Origin of the sequence: Neobacillus soli NBRC 102451, from assembly GCF_001591665.1 — a bacterium.
In the GTDB taxonomy this organism is placed as follows: Bacteria; Bacillota; Bacilli; order Bacillales; family Cytobacillaceae; genus Neobacillus; species Neobacillus soli.
In genome coordinates this window covers 48,605-68,753 of record NZ_BCVI01000056.1, presented here as the reverse complement: position 1 = coordinate 68,753, position 20,149 = coordinate 48,605, and the positions used below count along the sequence as shown (strand labels likewise).

At 39.7% G+C, this 20,149-nt stretch carries 23 protein-coding genes and 1 tRNA gene; 8 read left to right on the top strand and 16 right to left on the bottom strand.

All coding sequences use genetic code 11. From position 1 onward, the window contains the following. Positions 1–97: 97 nt before the first annotated feature. From BSO02S_RS19315 to BSO02S_RS19285, 7 genes are all read right to left on the bottom strand, one after another. A complete protein-coding gene (locus tag BSO02S_RS19315) occupies positions 98–1,024 on the bottom strand; it encodes an aldo/keto reductase (RefSeq protein WP_066071290.1) in 927 nt (308 codons plus the stop codon). 52 nt (positions 1,025–1,076) lie between these two features. After that, positions 1,077–1,868, bottom strand: a complete 792-nt coding sequence (locus tag BSO02S_RS19310; protein WP_066071287.1) for an ABC transporter ATP-binding protein — start codon at positions 1,866–1,868, stop codon at positions 1,077–1,079. Positions 1,869–2,049: 181 nt separating this feature from the next. Further along, positions 2,050–2,769, bottom strand: a complete 720-nt coding sequence (locus tag BSO02S_RS19305) for a LutC/YkgG family protein (protein ID WP_066071284.1) — start codon at positions 2,767–2,769, stop codon at positions 2,050–2,052. Between the two features lie 2 nt (positions 2,770–2,771). After that, complete coding sequence (locus BSO02S_RS19300) at positions 2,772–4,196, bottom strand: LutB/LldF family L-lactate oxidation iron-sulfur protein (RefSeq protein ID WP_066071281.1); 1,425 nt, start codon at positions 4,194–4,196, stop codon at positions 2,772–2,774. Positions 4,197–4,241: 45 nt separating this feature from the next. Continuing rightward, entirely contained in the window at positions 4,242–4,958 is a 717-nt protein-coding gene (locus BSO02S_RS19295; protein ID WP_066071278.1) for a (Fe-S)-binding protein, read from the bottom strand. A 98-nt stretch (positions 4,959–5,056) separates the two neighbouring features. Then, a complete protein-coding gene (locus tag BSO02S_RS19290; protein WP_066071274.1) occupies positions 5,057–5,587 on the bottom strand; it encodes a methylated-DNA--[protein]-cysteine S-methyltransferase in 531 nt (176 codons plus the stop codon). After that, positions 5,571–6,167: a bifunctional transcriptional activator/DNA repair enzyme AdaA gene (locus tag BSO02S_RS19285; RefSeq protein ID WP_066071271.1), complete on the bottom strand. Its 597-nt coding sequence runs from the start codon at positions 6,165–6,167 to the stop codon at positions 5,571–5,573. Before BSO02S_RS19285 ends, BSO02S_RS19290 begins: the two co-directional genes overlap by 17 nt. A 218-nt stretch (positions 6,168–6,385) precedes the next feature. Here BSO02S_RS19285 and BSO02S_RS19280 point away from each other — a divergent pair, with 218 nt between their 5' ends. The 3 genes from BSO02S_RS19280 to BSO02S_RS19270 all read left to right on the top strand — a co-directional run bounded on the left by BSO02S_RS19280 (position 6,386) and on the right by BSO02S_RS19270 (position 8,977). Next, entirely contained in the window at positions 6,386–7,303 is a 918-nt protein-coding gene (locus tag BSO02S_RS19280) for a DNA-3-methyladenine glycosylase family protein (protein WP_066071308.1), read from the top strand. Positions 7,304–7,400: 97 nt separating this feature from the next. Further along, positions 7,401–8,042, top strand: a complete 642-nt coding sequence (locus BSO02S_RS19275) for an endonuclease III domain-containing protein (protein WP_066071269.1) — start codon at positions 7,401–7,403, stop codon at positions 8,040–8,042. 158 nt (positions 8,043–8,200) lie between these two features. Then, positions 8,201–8,977 carry a class I SAM-dependent methyltransferase gene (locus BSO02S_RS19270; RefSeq protein WP_066071266.1) on the top strand — a complete coding sequence of 259 codons (777 nt, stop codon included), beginning with the start codon at positions 8,201–8,203 and terminating at the stop codon, positions 8,975–8,977. A 166-nt stretch (positions 8,978–9,143) separates the two neighbouring features. Here the strand turns inward: BSO02S_RS19270 and BSO02S_RS19265 are convergent, their stop codons facing one another. Both BSO02S_RS19265 and BSO02S_RS19260 read right to left on the bottom strand, forming a co-directional pair. Then, entirely contained in the window at positions 9,144–11,108 is a 1,965-nt protein-coding gene (locus tag BSO02S_RS19265; protein WP_066071263.1) for a glycosyltransferase family 2 protein, read from the bottom strand. Between the two features lie 371 nt (positions 11,109–11,479). Then, positions 11,480–11,551, bottom strand: a tRNA-Val gene (locus BSO02S_RS19260). A 180-nt stretch (positions 11,552–11,731) separates the two neighbouring features. Here BSO02S_RS19260 and BSO02S_RS19255 point away from each other — a divergent pair. The 5 genes from BSO02S_RS19255 to BSO02S_RS19235 all read left to right on the top strand — a co-directional run bounded on the left by BSO02S_RS19255 (position 11,732) and on the right by BSO02S_RS19235 (position 16,332). Next, on the top strand, positions 11,732–11,956 hold the full coding sequence (locus BSO02S_RS19255) for a hypothetical protein (RefSeq protein ID WP_066071260.1): 225 nt from the start codon (positions 11,732–11,734) through the stop codon (positions 11,954–11,956). A gap of 116 nt (positions 11,957–12,072) precedes the next feature. After that, the gene (locus BSO02S_RS19250; protein WP_066071256.1) at positions 12,073–12,795 is read left to right on the top strand and encodes an alpha/beta hydrolase; all 723 of its coding nucleotides are present in this window, start codon (positions 12,073–12,075) and stop codon (positions 12,793–12,795) included. A gap of 164 nt (positions 12,796–12,959) precedes the next feature. Then, positions 12,960–13,472, top strand: a complete 513-nt coding sequence (locus BSO02S_RS19245) for a YjcG family protein (RefSeq protein WP_066071253.1) — start codon at positions 12,960–12,962, stop codon at positions 13,470–13,472. 6 nt (positions 13,473–13,478) lie between these two features. Next, positions 13,479–13,901, top strand: coding sequence for a GNAT family N-acetyltransferase (locus BSO02S_RS19240; protein WP_066071250.1), 423 nt, complete (start codon positions 13,479–13,481; stop codon positions 13,899–13,901). A gap of 121 nt (positions 13,902–14,022) precedes the next feature. After that, positions 14,023–16,332, top strand: coding sequence for an ATP-dependent helicase (locus tag BSO02S_RS19235; protein WP_066071247.1), 2,310 nt, complete (start codon positions 14,023–14,025; stop codon positions 16,330–16,332). Positions 16,333–16,360: 28 nt separating this feature from the next. Here the strand turns inward: BSO02S_RS19235 and spoVIF are convergent, their stop codons facing one another. The 7 genes from spoVIF to BSO02S_RS19200 all read right to left on the bottom strand — a co-directional run bounded on the left by spoVIF (position 16,361) and on the right by BSO02S_RS19200 (position 20,009). After that, complete coding sequence (gene spoVIF / locus BSO02S_RS19230; protein WP_066071305.1) at positions 16,361–16,615, bottom strand: sporulation-specific transcription regulator SpoVIF; 255 nt, start codon at positions 16,613–16,615, stop codon at positions 16,361–16,363. Positions 16,616–16,742: 127 nt separating this feature from the next. Beyond that, on the bottom strand, positions 16,743–16,865 hold the full coding sequence (locus BSO02S_RS19225; protein WP_066071244.1) for a YjcZ family sporulation protein: 123 nt from the start codon (positions 16,863–16,865) through the stop codon (positions 16,743–16,745). A gap of 107 nt (positions 16,866–16,972) precedes the next feature. Further along, positions 16,973–17,329 (bottom strand): stage V sporulation protein AE, encoded by a 357-nt coding sequence (gene spoVAE, locus BSO02S_RS19220; protein ID WP_066071242.1) that lies wholly within the window; start codon positions 17,327–17,329, stop codon positions 16,973–16,975. A 4-nt stretch (positions 17,330–17,333) separates the two neighbouring features. Then, the gene (gene spoVAD, locus BSO02S_RS19215; RefSeq protein ID WP_066071239.1) at positions 17,334–18,359 is read right to left on the bottom strand and encodes a stage V sporulation protein AD; all 1,026 of its coding nucleotides are present in this window, start codon (positions 18,357–18,359) and stop codon (positions 17,334–17,336) included. Further along, positions 18,360–18,836 (bottom strand): stage V sporulation protein AC, encoded by a 477-nt coding sequence (gene spoVAC / locus BSO02S_RS19210; protein WP_066071236.1) that lies wholly within the window; start codon positions 18,834–18,836, stop codon positions 18,360–18,362. Positions 18,837–18,852: 16 nt separating this feature from the next. Then, positions 18,853–19,320: a sporulation protein gene (locus BSO02S_RS19205; protein WP_066071233.1), complete on the bottom strand. Its 468-nt coding sequence runs from the start codon at positions 19,318–19,320 to the stop codon at positions 18,853–18,855. A 332-nt stretch (positions 19,321–19,652) separates the two neighbouring features. Next, positions 19,653–20,009 (bottom strand): DUF1360 domain-containing protein, encoded by a 357-nt coding sequence (locus BSO02S_RS19200; protein ID WP_066071229.1) that lies wholly within the window; start codon positions 20,007–20,009, stop codon positions 19,653–19,655. Positions 20,010–20,149: the final 140 nt, after the last annotated feature.

The following is a 20,149-nucleotide window of genomic DNA, read 5'->3' as shown; positions in this document are numbered from 1 at the left end:
TATTATAGTAAGCCCCCAGTCGGTTTAAATTCAGATTAATTTAAAATGGCGTGGAATCCTCTTTGGTTGAATGAGGATTCCACGCCGTTTTTTTGTATTATGGTACGATATTTCCTGCTGCTTTATATATTTGATACCATTCTTCTCTAGTCAATTTAATTTCAGAACCTTTACATGCATCTTGCAGCCGCTCAGCCTTAGTCGTTCCAAGCACTACCTGAATATTAGCAGGATGGCGTGTAATCCAGGCGGTAGCAATGCCCGTATTCGTAACGCCATATTTTTTGGCAATGTTATCGATAACCTCGTTCAGCTTTGGAAAACGTTCTATATCACCTAAGAACGACCCTTCGAAGAAACCGTGCTGGTAAGGTGACCATGCTTGCATCGTGATATCATTTAGGCGGCAATATTCCAAAATGCTGCTATCACAATTAACTGCCTGGTCAATCTTCATATTTAGCGCAATTCCCGAGTCAATCATAGGTGTATGCGCAATGCTAAACTGCAGCTGGTTTACCACTAATTTATGTGGTATGTATTTCTGTAACAATTCAATCTGGGCTGGGTTATGGTTAGATACGCCAAAGTACTTTACCTTGCCGCTGGCATGAAGTTCTTCAAATGCCTCCGCAACCTCAGCAGGTTCCATTAAGGCATCGGGGCGATGAAGCAGCAAAATATCGAGATAGTCGGTTTTTAACCGCTTTAAAATCCCATTTACTGACTCAATGATATGCGCCTTTGAAAAATCAAAATAGCCTTCAGGAGAGATAATTCCGCATTTACTTTGGAGGATCATTTTTTCACGGATGCTCGAATTCATTTGAATCGCTTCTGAAAAAATTTCCTCACTTTTTCCCTTGCCATAGATATCCGCGTGATCAAAGAAATTAATACCCTCATCCATTGCTGTCCTTATTAAATTCTCCGCTTCAGGCAATGACAGCTGCGGTATGCGCATATTGCCCATTATGATGTTAGAAACTTGTAAATCGGTGTTTGCGATGTTTATATATTTCATAATTAATTCCTTCCTTGATCCTTATTAATCACTCCGATACCAACATTTTCAGCTACCTTAATATAGTTGTTATCTTAGAAAGTAATGGTCGATTGTTTGTCCATATAACGTCAACAGGGATACCTAAGAATTGGGAAAGGTTTTCACTTGTTAGCATCTCCATAGTATTCCCCATTGAAAAAACTTGTCCTTCTTGAAGTAATAAAGTTTTATTGAAAACAGGCAATACTTCCTCAACATGGTGGGTTACATAAATAATTGTTGGAGCATTTTTATTTTTCGCAATGCTCTCAATAGATTCTAACAACTGTTCCCGTGCAACAAAATCCACTCCATTTGTTGGCTCATCAAGAATGAGCAATGAGGGGTACGACATCAAAGCCCGGGCAATGAGAACCCGCTGTTTTTCCCCTTGAGATAAGGTTTCATAGATTCGGTTGGCATACTCGATACATCCAAGATTCTCTAGTAAAGTGATTGCGCTTTTTCGCATTTCATCTGTTGGTGTTTCATAAAGACCGATGGAAGCAAAGGCACCGCTTAAGACCACCTCAAAGGTATTATCACCTGGGTGAAGCTTTTCTTGAAGAGAGGACGAAACAAACCCAATCTCTTTTCGTAGTTTCTCCCCGAGATAGGTTTTGCCAAACTCCCTGCCAAGAACGGTGACTTTCCCTTTTGTCGGGAAATAGTAGGCATTGAGCAAATTTAAAATGGCTGTTTTTCCCGCTCCATTTAATCCAAATAAAACCCAATGCTCTCCTTTTTTGATTTCCCAATTAATATTTTGTAAGATCCATTTTCCTTCTCGTTTTAGTGAGACATCTTCTAGATGAAAAACCATTCGGTTAGCTCCTTTCTGCCAATCTGTGAAAAATCCATATTAACCTATTATTCCGAATAATTAACAACACAACTTTATGATACACTACTGAAAAAAGATATACCAAGGTAGAAATAATAATAAACTTTCCACTAGCTCCTTATGGTTGCGCCTAATACAGCGTAAATCCTCACTCCTTTTCTTATAGATCATTGATTACAATATAGGATGCTTTCACTGGACCATGGACGCCAACAACAAGATTCAGCTCAATATCAGCGGAATTGCTTGGTCCGGTTATGAAATTGATGCAGGAAGCAACATGACCAGTCCGATTGTAAATTTCCTGTAATTTTTGTGCTGCCTGTGTCATTCGTGGTACCAAGGTACTTTTCGGAACAAGGGCAATATATGTTGCCGGCAAAAAGCTAACCGTTCTACCCTTATTCTCATCGCTTATTAAAACAACCGTCCCGGATTCAGCCAATGTAATTTCACTGATGGTAATTCCAACATTGGCGTTCTCCGCTTTTGCGATGTTTTCCACCCCCTTGGTGTGCTCCCATTCATACACATCAATATTTTGACTCGGCCACTCTTGTTTAAAAAGAGAATCGAGTCCCCATTCTGAAAAGCGCTCATCCTTCCAGGTAACAATTGGTCCGCCGCCGTAATTGGCAACGACTTTATTAAGAGTATCCGACAAGTTCTTCCGGTCCGTTTTATAAAAGCTCGTATGGATTTTCTTACATTGTTCTTCCAAGACTTCTAGCAGTTCATCCTGCGAAGCATTTTTTAATACCTCATCCTGAGGACGAAATTTCCAAGTTGGTCGTTCAACTGGAGAAGAATTACGCGGACGCTCAAGACGGCTGGCAAGCTGATTTAAAAACTTCTCGCGATTTTGGATTGTTCCAGTCATGATCATTTGTCCCCTTTCTCACGGTTTTTAAACCAATCTCTGAATCTCTCTTTATTTGGTGCCGGGAACTCACGAATGTCTGTCCAGGACTTTAGTGGTCCGGGTCCCTTCGAAATTCTATCCCCCACTGTGAATGGATTCATTGCAGTTGGCGCCAGTTTAGAACCCAGCTTATATAATATCGGTGATGCTGCCCCCAAACCAAATGCCTTCATCGCAAGTTTTTCCGAAATTGGTGCCTTTCCCTCTTTTTCAACAATAATTTCGCGGTGTTTATGAAGAAGGTTATGCAATGGAATTTTCACTGGACAGACCTCGGTACACGCCCCGCAAAGTGTCGATGCGTATGGAAGCTCTTTATATTCATCATAGCCGCCAAGTAATGGAGACAGCACGGCACCAATCGGCCCAGAATAAATGGAACCGTACGAGTGACCGCCAACATGGCGATAAACTGGACAGACATTGATACATGCGGCACAGCGAATACATTGCAATACAGACTGGAATTCCCCGCCAAGAATATTGGAACGGCCATTATCTAGAATTACTAGATGAAATTCTTCTGGACCGTCGACATCCAATTCCTCTTTTGGTCCTGTCAGTACGGTAATATAACTTGTTAATTTCTGCCCGACTGCACTTCTTGTTAGAAGCGAAACAAGAACTTCCATTTCTTCAAAGGTCGGAACAAGCCGTTCCATCCCCATGACGGTAATTTGTGTTTTCGGTAAGGCCGTGACTAAATCCGCATTCCCTTCGTTTGTAACCAAACTGAACGAGCCTGTTTCAGCAACCGCAAAGTTACAGCCGGTGATGCCAATATCGGCTGTAAGGTATTCCTGGCGCAGCATTTCGCGGGCATGCCAGGCCAATTCTTCTGGCTTTGATGTCTTGTTGTAGCCAAGTTTTTTGGTAAACACGTCTCGAATTTGATCTTTATTTTTATGTAGGGCAGGTACGACGATGTGTGATGGAGGGTCATGGTCATCGACTTGAAGGATGTATTCGCCAAGATCGGTTTCAATTACCTCACAGCCTTCTTGTTCCAAGACAGCATTTAAGCTGATTTCCTCGGTCACCATCGATTTGGACTTTACAATCTTCTTGGCATTTTTCTGTTGAACAATTCCGCGAATATAATCATTCGCCTCTTCCTTCGTCTCGGCAAAAAAGACATGCCCGCCCCGCTTCGCCACATTCTCACTTAATTGCTCCAAATAATAATCCAAATGCTCGAGAACATGCTGCCTGATTTCTTCCCCATGTGAGCGCCAATCTTCCCAGTTCCCAAGTTCCTCGGTGGCGAGGCGTCTTTTTACACCCATACCATCCTGCGCACCGGCAACCGCACCACGCATAAAGTCGTCATGAATCCCATTATCGATACGTTCTTTAAATGGTTCGCTGCCAATTTTCATAGCCATCTATCAATTCCCCCATCCTTAAGTGATTCTCTATTTGAACGTAAATTAATGGCTATTTAACACCTCGGCGATATGCAGAACCTTTATTGGTTTTCCTTTTCTCTCAATCCGTCCGCCAATATTCATTAAACAGCCTGCATCCGCACCAATAAGGTAATCTGCCTCCGTTTCTTCTACATGGCAAACTTTTTCATCGACCATCTGCTCAGAAATTTGTGCCATTTTGACGGAGAAGGTACCTCCAAAGCCGCAGCATTGTTCCTTGCCTGGTAATTCTGTAAATTTTAGGCCTTTTACATGATTCAATAGAATCATTGGGGCTTCTTTTACCCCTAAAAGTCGCGTCATATGACAGGAAGTGTGGTATGTGACAGTTTCTTCAAATATGGCACCGACATCCTCCACCTGCAGAACATCAACAATGAATTGGGTAAGCTCATAGGTTTTCTCTGCCAGTTCTTTTGCTTTCGATTCCCAAACAGGGTCACCTTTAAAAATATGAGGATATTCTTTAAGCATGAAAGCACATGAACCTGACGGTGACACCACATATTCTGCCTCCTGAAACGTGTTAATCATTTGTCTCATTGCTTCTTTTGATCCCTTTGTATAGCCGCTATTATAGGCCGGCTGCCCGCAGCATATCTGAGCTTCAGGAAAATCAATCTTACAGCCAAGTCTTTCAAGCAGCTCGACCGTCGCTTTTCCGACATTGCTATGGAACAAATCTACTAGGCATGTAGCAAAAAGTGTAACTTTCATATATATGGACCCTCTTTCTATTTTTCTATTTTTATAGACTGAAAAAGTGACTAAAGTATCCCATTGAAAGAAATCAAATTACTTTTTTTCTCATGACATTATTTAAAGCTGGGTAAATGCCGCTCCAAATCAAGGAGTTGTGTCTTCATCTCTAAACCGCCACGGTAGCCGGTCAACGAGCCATTTTTTCCGACAACACGGTGACACGGCACAGTAATTAACACCGGATTAGCACCAATTGCCGCTCCTACTGCCCGAACAGCGGCAGGTTTATTGATATCGTTTGCAATGTCAGAATAGGATTTTGTTTCTCCAAATGGAATCTCACAAAGCGCATTCCATACCGCCACTTGGAACTCTGTCCCATGATAATCAAACGGGACCGAAAATTTTTTTCGTTTCCCCTCAAAATATTCGATTAGTTGGGCTGAATAAGCCTCTAGCTTCTTAGTATCTTCCACTAGAGTGCTGCCGGGAAACCGTTTTTCTGCCCAAACAGACAACTCCTGAAACGACTTGTTTTGTGAACCAACATAACAAAGTCCCTTCTCTGTCGCTGCTAAATATAAATTCCAATCTTTAAATTTAAACAGTGACCAATATATGTGTGTCTTATTCCATACTATCATTTCGGCAAACCTCCGATTTCTCAATTCGAAATTGTGCTGGTGTACTCCCAGTCATCTTTTTAAACAAAGTAATAAAATAGGGAGTATTAGCCATTCCCACTGATTTTCCGATATCCGCAACCGATCTATCTGAATGCAATAAATTGTTTTTGGCCGTATTTATTCTGAACTGCTGGATATATTCGACAGGCGTAATCCCGGTAATCCTTTTAAATGTCCGATGCAAATGATACGGGCTCCCATGGCTCATTTCAGCCAGCGTTTCTAGTGTCAGCTTTTCAGAATAATTCTTATCAATGTATTTTGTAATGAGCGCCACCCAATCGTTATCCGGTAATCGCTCATTTGTGGGCTTGCATCGTTTACAAGGACGGAAATGGGCCGATAGTGCTTCTTCAGCGTTTTGAAAGATCCGGACATTTTCCTTTTTAGGAACGCGTGATTTGCATGACGGCTTACAGAAAATCCCCGTGGTCTTTACAGCATAGAAAAATTGATGATTATACGCTGCATCGTTGCCGATAATGGCCTGCCACTTTTCATCTGTCATGATTTCGTCACTACAATCCTCTTGAATCATTTCGACCACCTCTCCACCATTATATCTCCGGATCAAACTGAATGTAGGTTTTTCCAGATAAAAAAGCAAGATAATGAAGTCTTTGTTATTATAAATATAACCCTCTTTCTTTTGAAAATAAGTTTTTTTGAATAGAAAAGCAAGATAATGAAATTACTTTTTGTGATAATGATAGAAAAAGATGCGGAGGATTGAATGTGGCTAATCGACAAAATACAATGGACATTTGGCAAGAGGTCAATGGGGATATCATCATCGACTTGCCAGGGGATTTTGATATAAAAGCAAATCTTGGCTATTTAGAGCGGAACAAAAATGAATGTATGTTTGAAGTTGAAAACGAAATAATTACTAGGGTAATTGCTGTAAAAGAAGTAAGAACCTTGGTAAAAATATACGTAAATGATTATAATCAGATGATTGTGCAGTTTTTAAATGACTCTAGACCTCGTAATAAGTCGGAGCGCGCTGAGATAGTCAGGTACATTCGCGAATGGTTTGACCTTGATCGTGATTTATCGCCATTTTATGAGATGGCAAAAGCTGACACGCTCCTTAAGGGGCCCGTCGCGGAATTTTTCGGTTTACGTGTGATCGGCGTTCCCGATTTATTTGAGGCTCTTTGCTGGGGTGTCTTAGGGCAGCAGATAAACTTAGCATTCGCCTACACACTAAAGAGACAATTTGTTGAAAAATTTGGCGATTCAATCGAATGGAATGGCAAGAACTATTGGGTGTTTCCTTCCTTCGAACAAATTGCAAAAATAACAACTGAAGACCTAGCAGATATTAAAATGACCTTGAAAAAAAGTGAATATATTATTGGCATTGCTCAATTGATGGCCAGCGGGGAATTATCGAAGGAAGAATTATTGAGAATGGATAGCCTTAAAGAAGCTGAAAAGAGTTTAATCAAGATTCGCGGGATTGGTCCTTGGACAGCAAATTATGTGTTAATGCGCTGCTTGCACTTTACCTCTGCCTATCCGATTGATGATGTTGGACTGCATAACGCCATCAAACATCTGACCGGTTCAGAGAAAAAGCCCGTGAAGGAAGAACTCTTAGTGTATTCAACCATGTGGGAGAATTGGCAAGCTTATGCCACATTTTACTTATGGCGAGTCCTTTACTAAAAATAGGAAACGTAAAAATTTCTGCCGAATAAGGAAACAAAAACCCTAATCCGCAGGTTGAAACGGAAATCGATGCAGGAAAAGAAACGGTGATAAAATGAAGCACAAATACCAATTAATCTACAACAAATTATATGAACACTATGGCCCTCAACGCTGGTGGCCAGCGGAGACGCCGTTTGAAATGATGATGGGCTCAATCCTCGTTCAAAATACGAGCTGGCGAAATGCGGACAAAGCCCTAGATAATCTAAAGCCATTTTTGAAGCCTGAAGCAATAGACTATTTATCTATCGACGAGCTTGCCCATCTAATAAGGCCCAGCGGCTTTTTCAATATTAAGGCAAAGCGGATTAAGTCATATATGAAATGGTTTAAAACCTATAATTATGACATCGATTTGATAAAAAAAATAGACAGGCATCAACTGCGCAAAGAGCTAATAAGCATCCAGGGCATCGGCCCTGAAACGGCTGATGTCATCTTGATTTACGCATTTGATATTCCGATTTTTGTTGTAGATGCCTACGCAAGACGAATATTTTACCGCCTGGGATATGATATGCCTGAATCATATGATGAATTTAGAAAGCAAATTGAAAAAGATTTGCCAATGGACTTGATGTTGTATAATGAATTCCACGCCCTACTCGTTGAACATGCGAAGGAGCATTGCAAAACATCGCCGATTTGTGAGAGCTGCCCGTTATTTGGTTTATGTGACCGAAGACTGGCTTAGGATATGGATAAAAACCTTATATAGGATAAAATCAGGACACCTAAAAGAAAGGTCTCAATTTATCCCATTTAAAGGAGGCACTTGATATATCATTAAAACCATTTGTGGTAAAATTTAACTGTACTATTTTTGATAGATTTAGAGATGAGGGATGAAAAGTGGGGATTGATTTTCACAGTAAGAAAAATGGCATTACTTATACAACTCGAAAGGCTGACAATTCATGGATTAAAGCAATAAACGATCTTGTACCAATCGAGAATATTTCTAAGGCTTTGGACATTGGATGTGGTGGAGGAATTTATTCCAAGGCATTATCAGATATGGGAGTGGTTTCTGTTACTGGTATCGATTTTTCTGAAACAATACTTGAAGGGGCAAGAGTTAACTGCAAAGAATATAAAAACATATCTTTTAAGAAAGGAAATGCTTTGGATACTGGCTTAGAAGGTAACAATTATAATTTATTACTTGAAAGAGCATTAATACATCATATAGAGGATCTACAAAATTGTTTTAACGAAGCATATAGATTGTTGAAGGACGACGGATTTTATATTATTCAAGACCGTACTCCTGAAGATTGTTTATTGGAAGGTAATGATAGCCATATAAGAGGACATTTCTTTGAATTCTTTCCAAGACTAATTGAAAAAGAGACTAAACGCCGACACAATAGTCAATTCGTAATTGAAATCCTTAAGGAAGTTGGATTTAGAGAAATCCAAGAAGTTAAGTTGTGGGAAACTAGAAAAGTATATGAAGGTAAAGAGCAATTATTTAAAGACTTAAGCGAAAGAACTGGAAGAAGTATTTTGCATGAATTAGACGATAAAGAATTGAAATTATTAATAAATCGTATGGATGAGTCCATTTCAACAAATAAAAACATAGTTGAAAAGGATAGATGGACAATTTGGAAAGCCGTTAAATAGCTGAGAAATTTCTTATGTTTAATAGCAGTATTGCTTGGTGATATCTTTTAGATGTGTAAAAAAAAGCTAACATGGAGTGTTAGCTCTTTTTTTTAACTTACTTTGTGATGATTAGCCTTTCTAACCAACTTACCTCCCTGAAAAAATCTACCATTAGCAGACTTCTCTAATCCCAGACCAATTTAATCAATTTTTCTCCGGATTTACAAATTAAAATAGGTCTTCCATCTTCTAGCTGGGCAAGCATAATTGGGTCGACATCTTCGTTTAAAATTCGAAATGGTCCATGCCATTGTTGCCCATTTTCCAGATTTTCTCTCCACCATAAAGCAATTCCGCCTGCAGCTAGCTTACTCACCACCTCAAACTGCCCTGTAGCTGTTTCATACATAACGGGGGTACCCGTAACTCCTTTTGCAAACGTTTCACTCTTGTACCACTTTTTGTCTTTTTGATGTTGCCAATAATGGGTCAGGTAACTGCCAGACCTTACAATAATTTCTTCACTTCCAAAACTACTTACAATAGGTAAAGATGGTGCGTAATTCATCTGATTACTTTGATACCATGGGTACTCTTTACTCAGGTATTTTTTACCATAGTGCTCTGTTCCAAGATGTTTGATTAGTTTTCTTACCAAATCATCCTTTTCCCTATAGATAGGATGACACAACCAACTATTCTTTATCTCATTAAGGCTGCGAATCATTTCATCCAATGTAAAGTATGGACGATAGCGAATCATCATTTCGTCTGTATGGTTGGGATAGTTTTTGATTCTGAAACCAAGTTCCCTTGCCATATTGACGTAAAAAATCTCATCCGTGCCGAAGGATATCGTTTTTAGGAGCGCCCTTTTTAGCTTTTCTTTTCTTTCCGGGTGAATCAAGGCTTTTACAAGTGATCTGTTGAAAACCTGACCTACGTTGAAGATACCGTAGAAGGGATCTACATTAAATAGACTTTTCCATCTATTAATATCCTTCTTTAGTTCGTTACCAATATACCAATCTTTTTCAGGTATCCGCAGTTTCACGGCCATGTAATCCGTATCATTCATTTCCCTTTGAATGAATTGCTCATATCCATTTCTAATAAACAAGGCATCTGAATCTATATTTATAAGGTACTGATAATCCATTCTCATTTCTTCAAGCCATTCCATCGTCTCAAGAAAATAAATAGTTGTGAAGCCCCGCTCCAGTTTTCGGCTGGCTGGACATACCGGGACCCCTAAATTATCACAAAGGGTTGGATCATCCCCGCCATTGTATAAGACCACTGTGCTATTTGGACAATAATATCTTACATTATTAATTAATTCTTTAATAAGATCGCGACGATTATGAACAAGAATCATGAAACAAATTTTACTATTGGAGGAATTCGTATTCCTATTAAAATTTTCAGGGATGTTACGTTTATTATTTTCTAGATACACTCCACGTTCATTCATTAATTTTGCCATTTTATTCTTGTTGCCACTTGCAGAAATATACCGTTTCAGAAGCCTTTTATTCGCTTCACCATTGGGGTTCGTAACATAGTGAGAAGCTGGGTGCCACAAGTGAAATATTTTTGCATCACAATTTACAAATTGACCACAAAGCGTGTTGACGGAATGTGAAAAGGCATCATCTTCCCCTCCCCAGCCAACAAACCGTTCATCAAAACCTCCCACAGCCTCGAAATTTGCTCGTGGAATAACATTTAGTTTTCCAGCAAATCCTTCATAGATCCAGTTGGCTTTATTGCATTCTTCTATTCCTACTCTTAGCGGCCACTTCGGTTGTTTTCTAAGCAGATATTTTGTTGCTTCCATAGGAATATCATATATTTCTGTAAAAGGGACGACCCATGCCGCTTCTTTAAGTAATTCAATGGCCTTTAGTATAATCCTAGGGTCGTAAACAATATCTGCATCCGCAATGACAAAAATATCTTTCGTGGCCATTTTCGCAGCTCGGTTTACAGCTTTTGATTTATTAAATTCACTCCCATTGTAAACGCCTAAACATAATTCGGCATCAGGCATTACGGCTGCGTAATATCTTTTTAGCCATTCAAATGCCTCTTCTCTTGGACCATGGTCCGTTTGGAAAGGAATGATGATAGAAACATTTTCAAACATATTCAATCTCCTTTCTCCTTTATAAAATCTTTTTTAAAATAAACCCAAAATTGTCCCCAGAAAACCTGTCCAATTTTGAAACACAGGAATAATCATAAGGTTGAGCTTACTTCCTTCCTAAATGTAGGAAGCAAGCCAAGGTACATTTAACAATTAATTATGCCAAGAAGTTCAGCAAAAACATTACTACATCTTATGTACTTTAGGGAGAATGGATTGAGGCAAAAGTCTATTATTCTATCATTGGGTTTAGATGGATATCTTATAGTGTAAGAACGAATTTGAATGGAAATTACGACGTGGATTTAGATTCATATAGAAAACAAAAAAGGCACACTCCCCAAAAAGGAATGTGCCTTACCTTAAACTGATGACCTGTGAGGGATTCGAACCCACGACCCCTTCCCTGTCAAGGAAGTGCTCTCCCACTGAGCTAACAAGTCGTATTTGATTTAGGAGCTTATTATCTTTTGCTAAGCTACATATATAATTATAGTGAAAAAGTTAAAAATGTCAACACTGATTTTTCTTTTCTTCATAAAAATTTTCCTCCTCACCCGACGGAATAAAGAACAAACGTTCGAATATAATGATATTATAAGTTAAGAAAAGGAGGGATTCATATGGATGGGCTTTTTATCCGTTCGATTGAGGAAAATATACCGTTAGAGATGATTTATCTTGCTGAAAACAAGAAGTTATCGCAGCGGGTATTGATTGTAAAAGAAGTAAATGATGACTATATTCGCGGCTTTTGTTTGCTGCGAAAACAAATACGGACCTTTAAACGCGATAACATTTTATCAATTATGCCCGAATCACGGTCTAAAAGTCGATATCTTCACTAAGCCCCCCTTCCACTTATATCAACAAAATATCCAGTTCCCTCCGCTCTTAAAGCATTTCCTCATGAGTTTTGTTATAATGCAGTTGAGTACTATCGAATCATGGAGGGATACGTCACATGGAGTTTCCAAAAGGCACAATTAAAGAACTAACCTTTCATAGCGTTGAGCTTGGAGAGGAAATGCAGCTCCTCGTCTACCTGCCTGCAAATTTCTCGCCGTTATATAAATACTCGCTGTTAATCGCCCAGGATGGCCGGGATTATTTCCAACTCGGCAGAATTGGTCGATTGGCAGACGAGTTTCTTTTTGATAGAGAAATTGAAAATTTAATTATTGTTGGGGTACCCTATAAGGATGTAGCTGACCGGCGCAGGAAATACCATCCTGATGGCGTGCAGAACCCAAAATACATTCGTTTCCTTGCCCATGAATTAGTTCCATTTCTTGATAAGGAGTTTCCTACCTATCATATGGGATCGACAAGGGCACTTATCGGTGATTCTCTTGGTGCCACTGTTTCATTGATGACGGCACTTCAATACCCGCATACCTTTGGTAAAGTACTACTCCAGTCTCCCTATGTGGATGAACAGGTGTTGGCATTGGTTGAAGACTTTTCGGAAGCGCAGCTTGTAGAAATCTATCACGTCATAGGAAAGCTCGAAACGGAAGTGCAAATGACGGACGGGAAAGTCAGCGACTTCCTTAGCCCGAATCGAAACCTTTCAAAGGTTATTTCAGAAAAACGCTTTACCTATTTTTATGAAGAGTTTACCGGAAATCACACATGGACATACTGGCAGCCTGATTTAAGAAGAGCTCTTAAAATGCTATTTTAGCAAGAAGAATATTTTCGTTGATCCAATGGCTGTGAGATAAATGATTTCATATATTTTGAAAATTTGCTATAATACCAAGAAGGCCTATTGGGTTTTTAGTCTTTTCATTTCGGAATCACCTAATTTATTATAGAAAGAATTCTATTTAACACGGAGGTATACGTATGAAATTTGGAGTTGTCGTTTTTCCATCAAAAAATCTTCAAGATTTAGTGAATTCTTACCGCAAACGCTATGATCCGCATTATGCCCTAATTCCTCCACACTTAACATTAAAGAATGGCTTTGAAGCAACGGAAGATAATGCGAAAGATTTTGCTGATAAATTACGGGAAATTTCTCAAAATCACCAGGCTTTTACACTAAAGACTTCCAAAGTTAGTTCTTTTCAACCAGTTAATAATGTTATTTATTTTAAAGTTGATCCAACGGAAGAGCTTTCTGCTTTGCATAAGGAAATCAATCAGGAATTTAGCCAGCAAGCCTTAGATTATGCCTTTGTTCCGCATATTACGATTGGGCAAGAGCTTTCCAATGATGAGCACTCGGATGTACTTGGCTCACTTCGCATGAAAAAGGTCAATCACGAAGAGATTGTTGACCGCTTCCATCTTCTTTATCAATTAGAAAATGGATCTTGGACTGTTTATGAAACATTTCGGCTAGGAAAGGAATAGGTTAACGTGACAGTAAAGGTTGTTGAAAATTCACAAGAACGAGAAGATGCTTTTTCAGTAAGAAAGATTGTTTTCGTTGACGAGCAGCATGTCCCGCTTGAGGAGGAAATTGATTCATTCGAGGATGAAGCCACTCATTTCGTTATGTATCAAGAAAATAGCCCCGTCGGTGCCGGACGTTTTCGCGTCGTCGATGGCTATGGAAAAGTGGAACGAATTTGTGTGTTAAAAGGGGCAAGAAAGACCGGTGCAGGGAAAGCAGTTATGAAGGGAATCGAGGAATATGCTCGTGAACATGGAATTCATAAATTAAAGCTTAATGCCCAAACACAGGCCATTCCTTTTTATGAAGGTCTCGGTTACAAAATAGTTTCAGAGGAATTCTTGGATGCCGGAATTCCCCATAAAACGATGATTAAAGAAAAATAACAAAAGCCAAGCACTTGTCGTTTCAACGGCAGGTGCTTTTTATCTAGCAAACACTTTCGATTACTTGTTGGTTTTGTTATGATAGTACATGGTTTATTTTTCGAAATAGAGGTTTAAACATATGAAAACAGCTATATATCAAAATCAGAATATTGTTCTTGGACAATTATCAAGGGATCAATATCAAAAAATATTTCTCGCGGGGAAAAATGGTGAGCTGCACTGCCCTGTCTGTAGCAAAAAGGTTCGCCTGTTTCTTGGGATCCAAGACTCACCGCATTTTTTTCATGCCCATGCACCTGAAAGAGATTGTCCGGATCCGGATCCCGCTGTATCAATCGATAAAATAGAGTCCCCTCAAACCTATAGCGAGCAGAATGGATTTAAACTACCTAAAGGCAGAACGATTACCGAGACTCCAAAAAGCGGGGAACTTTTCAGCCCTTCCAAAAAGATTGAATACACGGTTCCGTTTAAACAGACAAACACTGCCAATCCTCAGGAGCGCCCATCTTTTCTCCAACTGCTGGCGGATAGTGGCATCGTCCTGGATGAAAGTCAGGCAGCAGCTGTCATGGAGACGGACGGCTCGTTATTAGTCCTTGCCGGAGCCGGAAGCGGCAAAACCCGGGTATTAACAGCACGGACGGCTTATATGCTTGCTGACAAACAGATTGATCCACGGTCCATTATGCTTGTTACTTTCACGTCAAAAGCTGCGGCTGAAATGAAGAACCGTCTACTCACGTATCCGCAAATGAAACAGGAAAGGATCAATCAACTTGTTACCGGTACCTTTCACAGCATTTTTTATCGGATTCTTATGTTCCATGATTCAAGTAATTGGACATCTAATAAGCTACTGAAAAAAGATTGGCAGCGGGACAAAATTCTCAAGGAAGCCGGTAAAGAGCTCGATTTATCAGAAAAAGAATTTGCCTATGATTTAGCACTACAACAAATCGGCTTATGGAAAAACTCACTATTGTTTCCAAATGAAGTAAAGCCCGTATCCGAATGGGAAGAGAAAACTGTGTTCCTTTATAAAAAATATGAGGAATATAAATACAGAGAGGGATTGTTTGATTTCGATGATATGCTGATTGGCTGTTATCAGCTTTTGAACTCCGCTCCTGCTCTCCTCGAACAATATCAAGAACGGTTTCATTATTTTTTAATTGATGAGTTTCAGGATATTAATAAGGTCCAATATGAGCTCATAAAACTTTTTTCTGGAAAGCATAAAAATGTTTGTGCAGTTGGCGACGATGATCAGGCTATCTATTCATTTAGGGGCAGTGACCCAAGCTATTTGCTAGAATTTGAAAAGGATTTTCCATACGCCAAAATGGTTACCCTTGACCAAAACTATCGTTCCTCCCATGAAATCGTTGTATCCTCCAATCAAATGATTGCTGCGAATAAAATAAGAAGAACGAAGAAGATGAAGGCGCAATTTGCCTCAGGGACAGTTCCGCTGTTATTTTTCCCCTACGATGAAGAGGAAGAGGCAACAATGATTGTCACCGATATTCAGGAACGGATTGGTGCTGGTTCAAATCCCTCTGACTTTGCGATTCTTTATCGAACCAATGTCGGTTCCCGCGCAGTGTTTGAACGATTGGCCGCCTCCAACCTTCCTTTCAAAATTGATTTGGATGCGGAATCTTTTTACGATCGCTATATTGTCAGAAGCACCCTTTCATTTCTGAAGGTTAGTTTATATGAAGATGATCCTCAAGCGTTAGCAGATATATTACCATTATTGTTTTTAAAGCAGACAGTCCTTAAAGAATTAAAAGCACAAAGTATATTGAAAGACTGCAGTCTTCTTGAGGCACTTTCACACGTAACTACCAAACACGCTTTTCAAGAAAAGAAACTGAAAAAGGCTGTTACTATTATTCGCGGGTTGAAACATTCGTCACCAATAACAGCGATTGAAAAGATTGAAAAAGACATCGGTTTTCTTGATTTTCTAAAGAAACGGGGAAATGAGTCGAGTAAGTTAGAAAAAGGCTCGGATGACCTTAAGGACCTCAAGGTGGCGGCAAAGAGCTTTGTTACAATTGAAGCATTGCTGGCACATGCCGAGCATATGTCGGCAAGTACAAAGGAAATTAAAAATTTAAGTAAGCATTTTAGCGATGCCATCAGCCTTAGTACCATCCACCGCGCTAAAGGGCTTGAGTATCAAACCGTTTATATGATCGGCGCGGTCGATGGGAGCCTCCCGCATGACTTTGCTTTAGAAGCTTATCGAGGCGGTGACTTTACTGCTCTTGAGGAAGAACGAAGACTATTTTACGTGGCGATGACTCGTGCCAAACAGGAACTATTAATCTCTGTCCCGAGCAATAGAAGAGGGAAAAAGGCAGGCCGGTCACGCTTTCTCGCTCCGCTAAATAAAAAGAAGAAGACCGAATCCTAAGATTTTTAGGAGTTGGTCTTCTTTTTTCTTACTTTTTATTCATCATATTCGCGATTGTATTGAAGTCAAGCTGCTTGCCATCATTCACGATTGATTTGACAATTTGATCTTCCATTTCTTTACTTACCGGTTTATTGGCAATTTGAGAAACTCGACGAATCACATTACGGACGGTTTTTTCATCTTTGAAATTGGCATTTTGTAATGAATTAGCTAAATCAAAGATATCCTTCATATTTACGCCCGTTTTCTTTTCAATATTTTTAAAGAACCCATTATCCATGTTCAATAATCACGCTCCTTCATAAGCTACTTTTATTGTATGAAGGAAGGATAAATTGGTGAATAAAATAGAAAGGGCTGGCCATTTTTTTTGCCAACCCCTCCCATCGAAACAAGCTGATTATTTATTAAAAGAAGCTTGCTCCAACAATGATTAAAAGGATGAACAATACGACGATTAAAACGAAAGTTGAACCTCCGCCGTAACCTCCGCCGTAACCTCCGCCGTATCCGTATCCGCCATAGCACATAGACTGTCACCTCACTTAAGTAATCTCATTAATAACATATGAAATTACTTAATAGTGTGTGTAGGCATGACCTTCTAAACAAAGAATTAGATAGAAAAATGTGCATTTCACCCTTTAGGTTTAAAAATAAGGGCTCCAATAAACCCGAAAATAATCGCTGCCGAGATTCCAGAACTTGTTACCTGAAACATCCCTGTTAATACACCAATCAGACCATGCAGCTTTGCATCCTCAAGCGCCCCATGTACCAAGGAGTTTCCAAAACTGGTAATAGGAATAGTTGCTCCTGCCCCAGCAAAGTCAACCAGCGGCTCATATAGGCCGAAGCCATCCAAAACTGCTCCTACAACCACAAGCAGACTTAACGTATGCCCAGGGGTTAGTTTCGCGACATCAAATAAAAGCTGTCCAATCACACAGAATACCCCTCCAATAACAAACGCCCAGAAAAACATTGCTAGCATATTTTTACCCTCTTTCTCCATTCATTTCAATGGCAACAGCATGGGCAATACATGGGATTGATTCATTTTGCTGAAAGCTGAGCGGCGATAACAACGCCCCTGTTGCCACTACTAACATTCTTTTATATGTACCCTTTTTCATTTCGTTGAGCAGATGTCCATAAACGGCTGTTGCAGAGCACCCCGCACCGCTTCCTCCTGCTTGAACCGGTTGATCATCCTTATACATTAATAGGCCGCAATCCTGAAATTGCTTTCGTTCCAATTTTAGACCACTTTTATTGAGTAATTCGAATGCAGTGTCATGACCGACCCTGCCAAGGTCTCCGGTAACAATTAAATCATAATACGAGGGGTCTAATTGAAGGTCACGGAAATGAGCGATAATTGTATCCGCGGCAGCTGGTGCCATTGCTCCTCCCATATTGAACGGGTCGGTTAGGCCCATATCAATAACCTTTCCAATCGTCGCTGAGGTTGTCACCGGCTCTTGAAGTAATGGATCATTCGGGACAACTAGGGCAACACCAGCACCTGTCACGGTCCATTGTGCTGTCGGAGGCTTTTGACCGCCATATTCAGTTGGGTAGCGGAATTGCCTTTCCACGGCTGCATTATGACTTGATGCACCTGTAAGTACGAATTTCGCTCCTTGGTAATTGACAACGAACGAGGCCAGTGCCAAGCCTTCCATCGATGTCGAGCAGGCACCAAAAAGTCCAAAATAAGGGATTTGCATTGTTCTTGCCGCGAAGCTTGTTGGTGTAATTTGATTTATTAAGTCCCCGGCGAATAAAAATTGAATTTGTTCCTTTTGGACTTTCCCTTTTAGTAAAGTGATTTTAATGGCCTCTTCTAGTAATAACCGGTGCGCTTTCTCGTACGACTCTTTTTCCATCCATAAGTCTTCATATAATAGATCAAAATCATTGGCCAACTTTCCATTTGCTTCAAATGGGCCTCCCGTAACACCTGTTGCTGAAATCATTGGCCGGTTTGCGAAGACCCATGACTGATGTCCTTTTAACAATTACAAGACCCCCCAAATCACCAATAGTGTTTTTATAAGTGCGACGACAAAGGCTGAGAAAACCCCAAAAAGGATCACTGAACCCGCAAGTTTAAACATATTTCCTCCTACACCTAACACAAACCCTTCCGTTCGATGTTCGATAGCCGCCGAAATAACGGCATTTCCGAAGCCAGTAACGGGTACGGCACTGCCTGCTCCTGCAAACTGTCCGAGTCGATCATACAAACCAAAGCCAGTTAATAACATGGATAAAAAGACCATTGTCGCCACAGTCGGATTGCCAACATTTTGTTCTGTAAAATTAAAAAAATACAGGTAAAAATAACTGATGGCTTGGCCAATTACACAAATCAACCCGCCCACAAGAAAGGCTTTTAGGCAATTTTTTAGAACTGGCCTTTTTATTTCATGCTTTTGTTGAAGCTTTTGATAGTTCTGTTGCTGAGGAGTCATTTTATTTTGCTTACTTGCCATCTATATTCTCCCTTTCTTACTTCGTATCTTTTGTCATTTTGACGATTTCCTTTAAGCGTTTTTCTGCATCCTGATGAGAAAATTTAGCCGTCTTCATTCGCTCATAGAGCCGTACCGATTCAAGAAATATTTTATAATCACTAGAGACAGTAAATTTTTCGTTTGGGTATTTTTTTTCAAGCATTTCCGTTACGTTCTTTTCGATTTTCTTCATTCTGAAACGATGCATATGCTTGACCTTATAAACAACAAGTGTATTCTTTTCTCCTTCCACGACGGCAACATCATATAATTCCGGCACCCTGCTAACATCTCGTTTAATTTCTTTCACGCGATCAAGACTTTTATTTCTATCCGTTATGACCGCATTTAGATTTGTTGTTTTCATAAAGGCTAATTGGCTATCCTTGACCTGTTGATGTTGATTACAGGAGGAGAGTAAAATTAAACAAGCGAATAATATCAATCGATGAATATAGTTCATTTGATTCCCATCCCTAGTTCTTTTTTTTAACACTTCCATATAGTTTTTTCGAGATTGGCTGAAATTATAACTAGTTATTTGTAATTTTTATCTTTAGAAAAAAAAGAAACTGCCAGTCACCTGACAGTTTACCCTCTGTTTACTTTGTTGTTTTTTTACCGCAGCCGCATCCCTTTTTCTTTACACTTTTTGTTGGCTGCGTTCCCTGTGTTGTTTGTGCTGCTTGAGTCTTCTTTCTTTTCTTGTTCAATTTTTCTCTCTCCCTTGCTATAGCTATCATTCACTACTAGTTAGAATATGACTGTTATGCAAGTCTTGTCTCAGCAAAAAAATTATTTTTCAATAAATAGCTGAACGATCGACTCCAATATTGAAGCAAGGCCGGCAACGGCTAAAACGAGGATCACTGGTGTGGTGTAATCAGGGGATAGAAGAAACATTCCCACGACTGCCGTAGAGGCCCAAATTCCTGTACACCAATAACAGCTTAGAAGTTCACCCAAAAACTTTCCTGCCCCCGTTTTCTTCGGGATGTAATAAACCTCGATTTCTCCCTCTTCATTTTCCTCTGCAACTTCATCAAAAAAGGGCTCCCGAATAAATTCGGTTATTTTGTCAAAGACAATCAATCTTGTCAGTCTGAAGCTTGCAAGCGATAAAATGAACAGGTTTAAGATGGTTATTTTCATAATTCAATGGTCCTTTCTATTTTGCATCATATATTTTATCCGCCTAATTTTTTCAAAAAGAGGCAATTGTCCGTAACCCAAAAGGGCTCAGTGAAATATGTTAGTAATGTAAGGTATATATCACGGATAAAGGAGGAAAA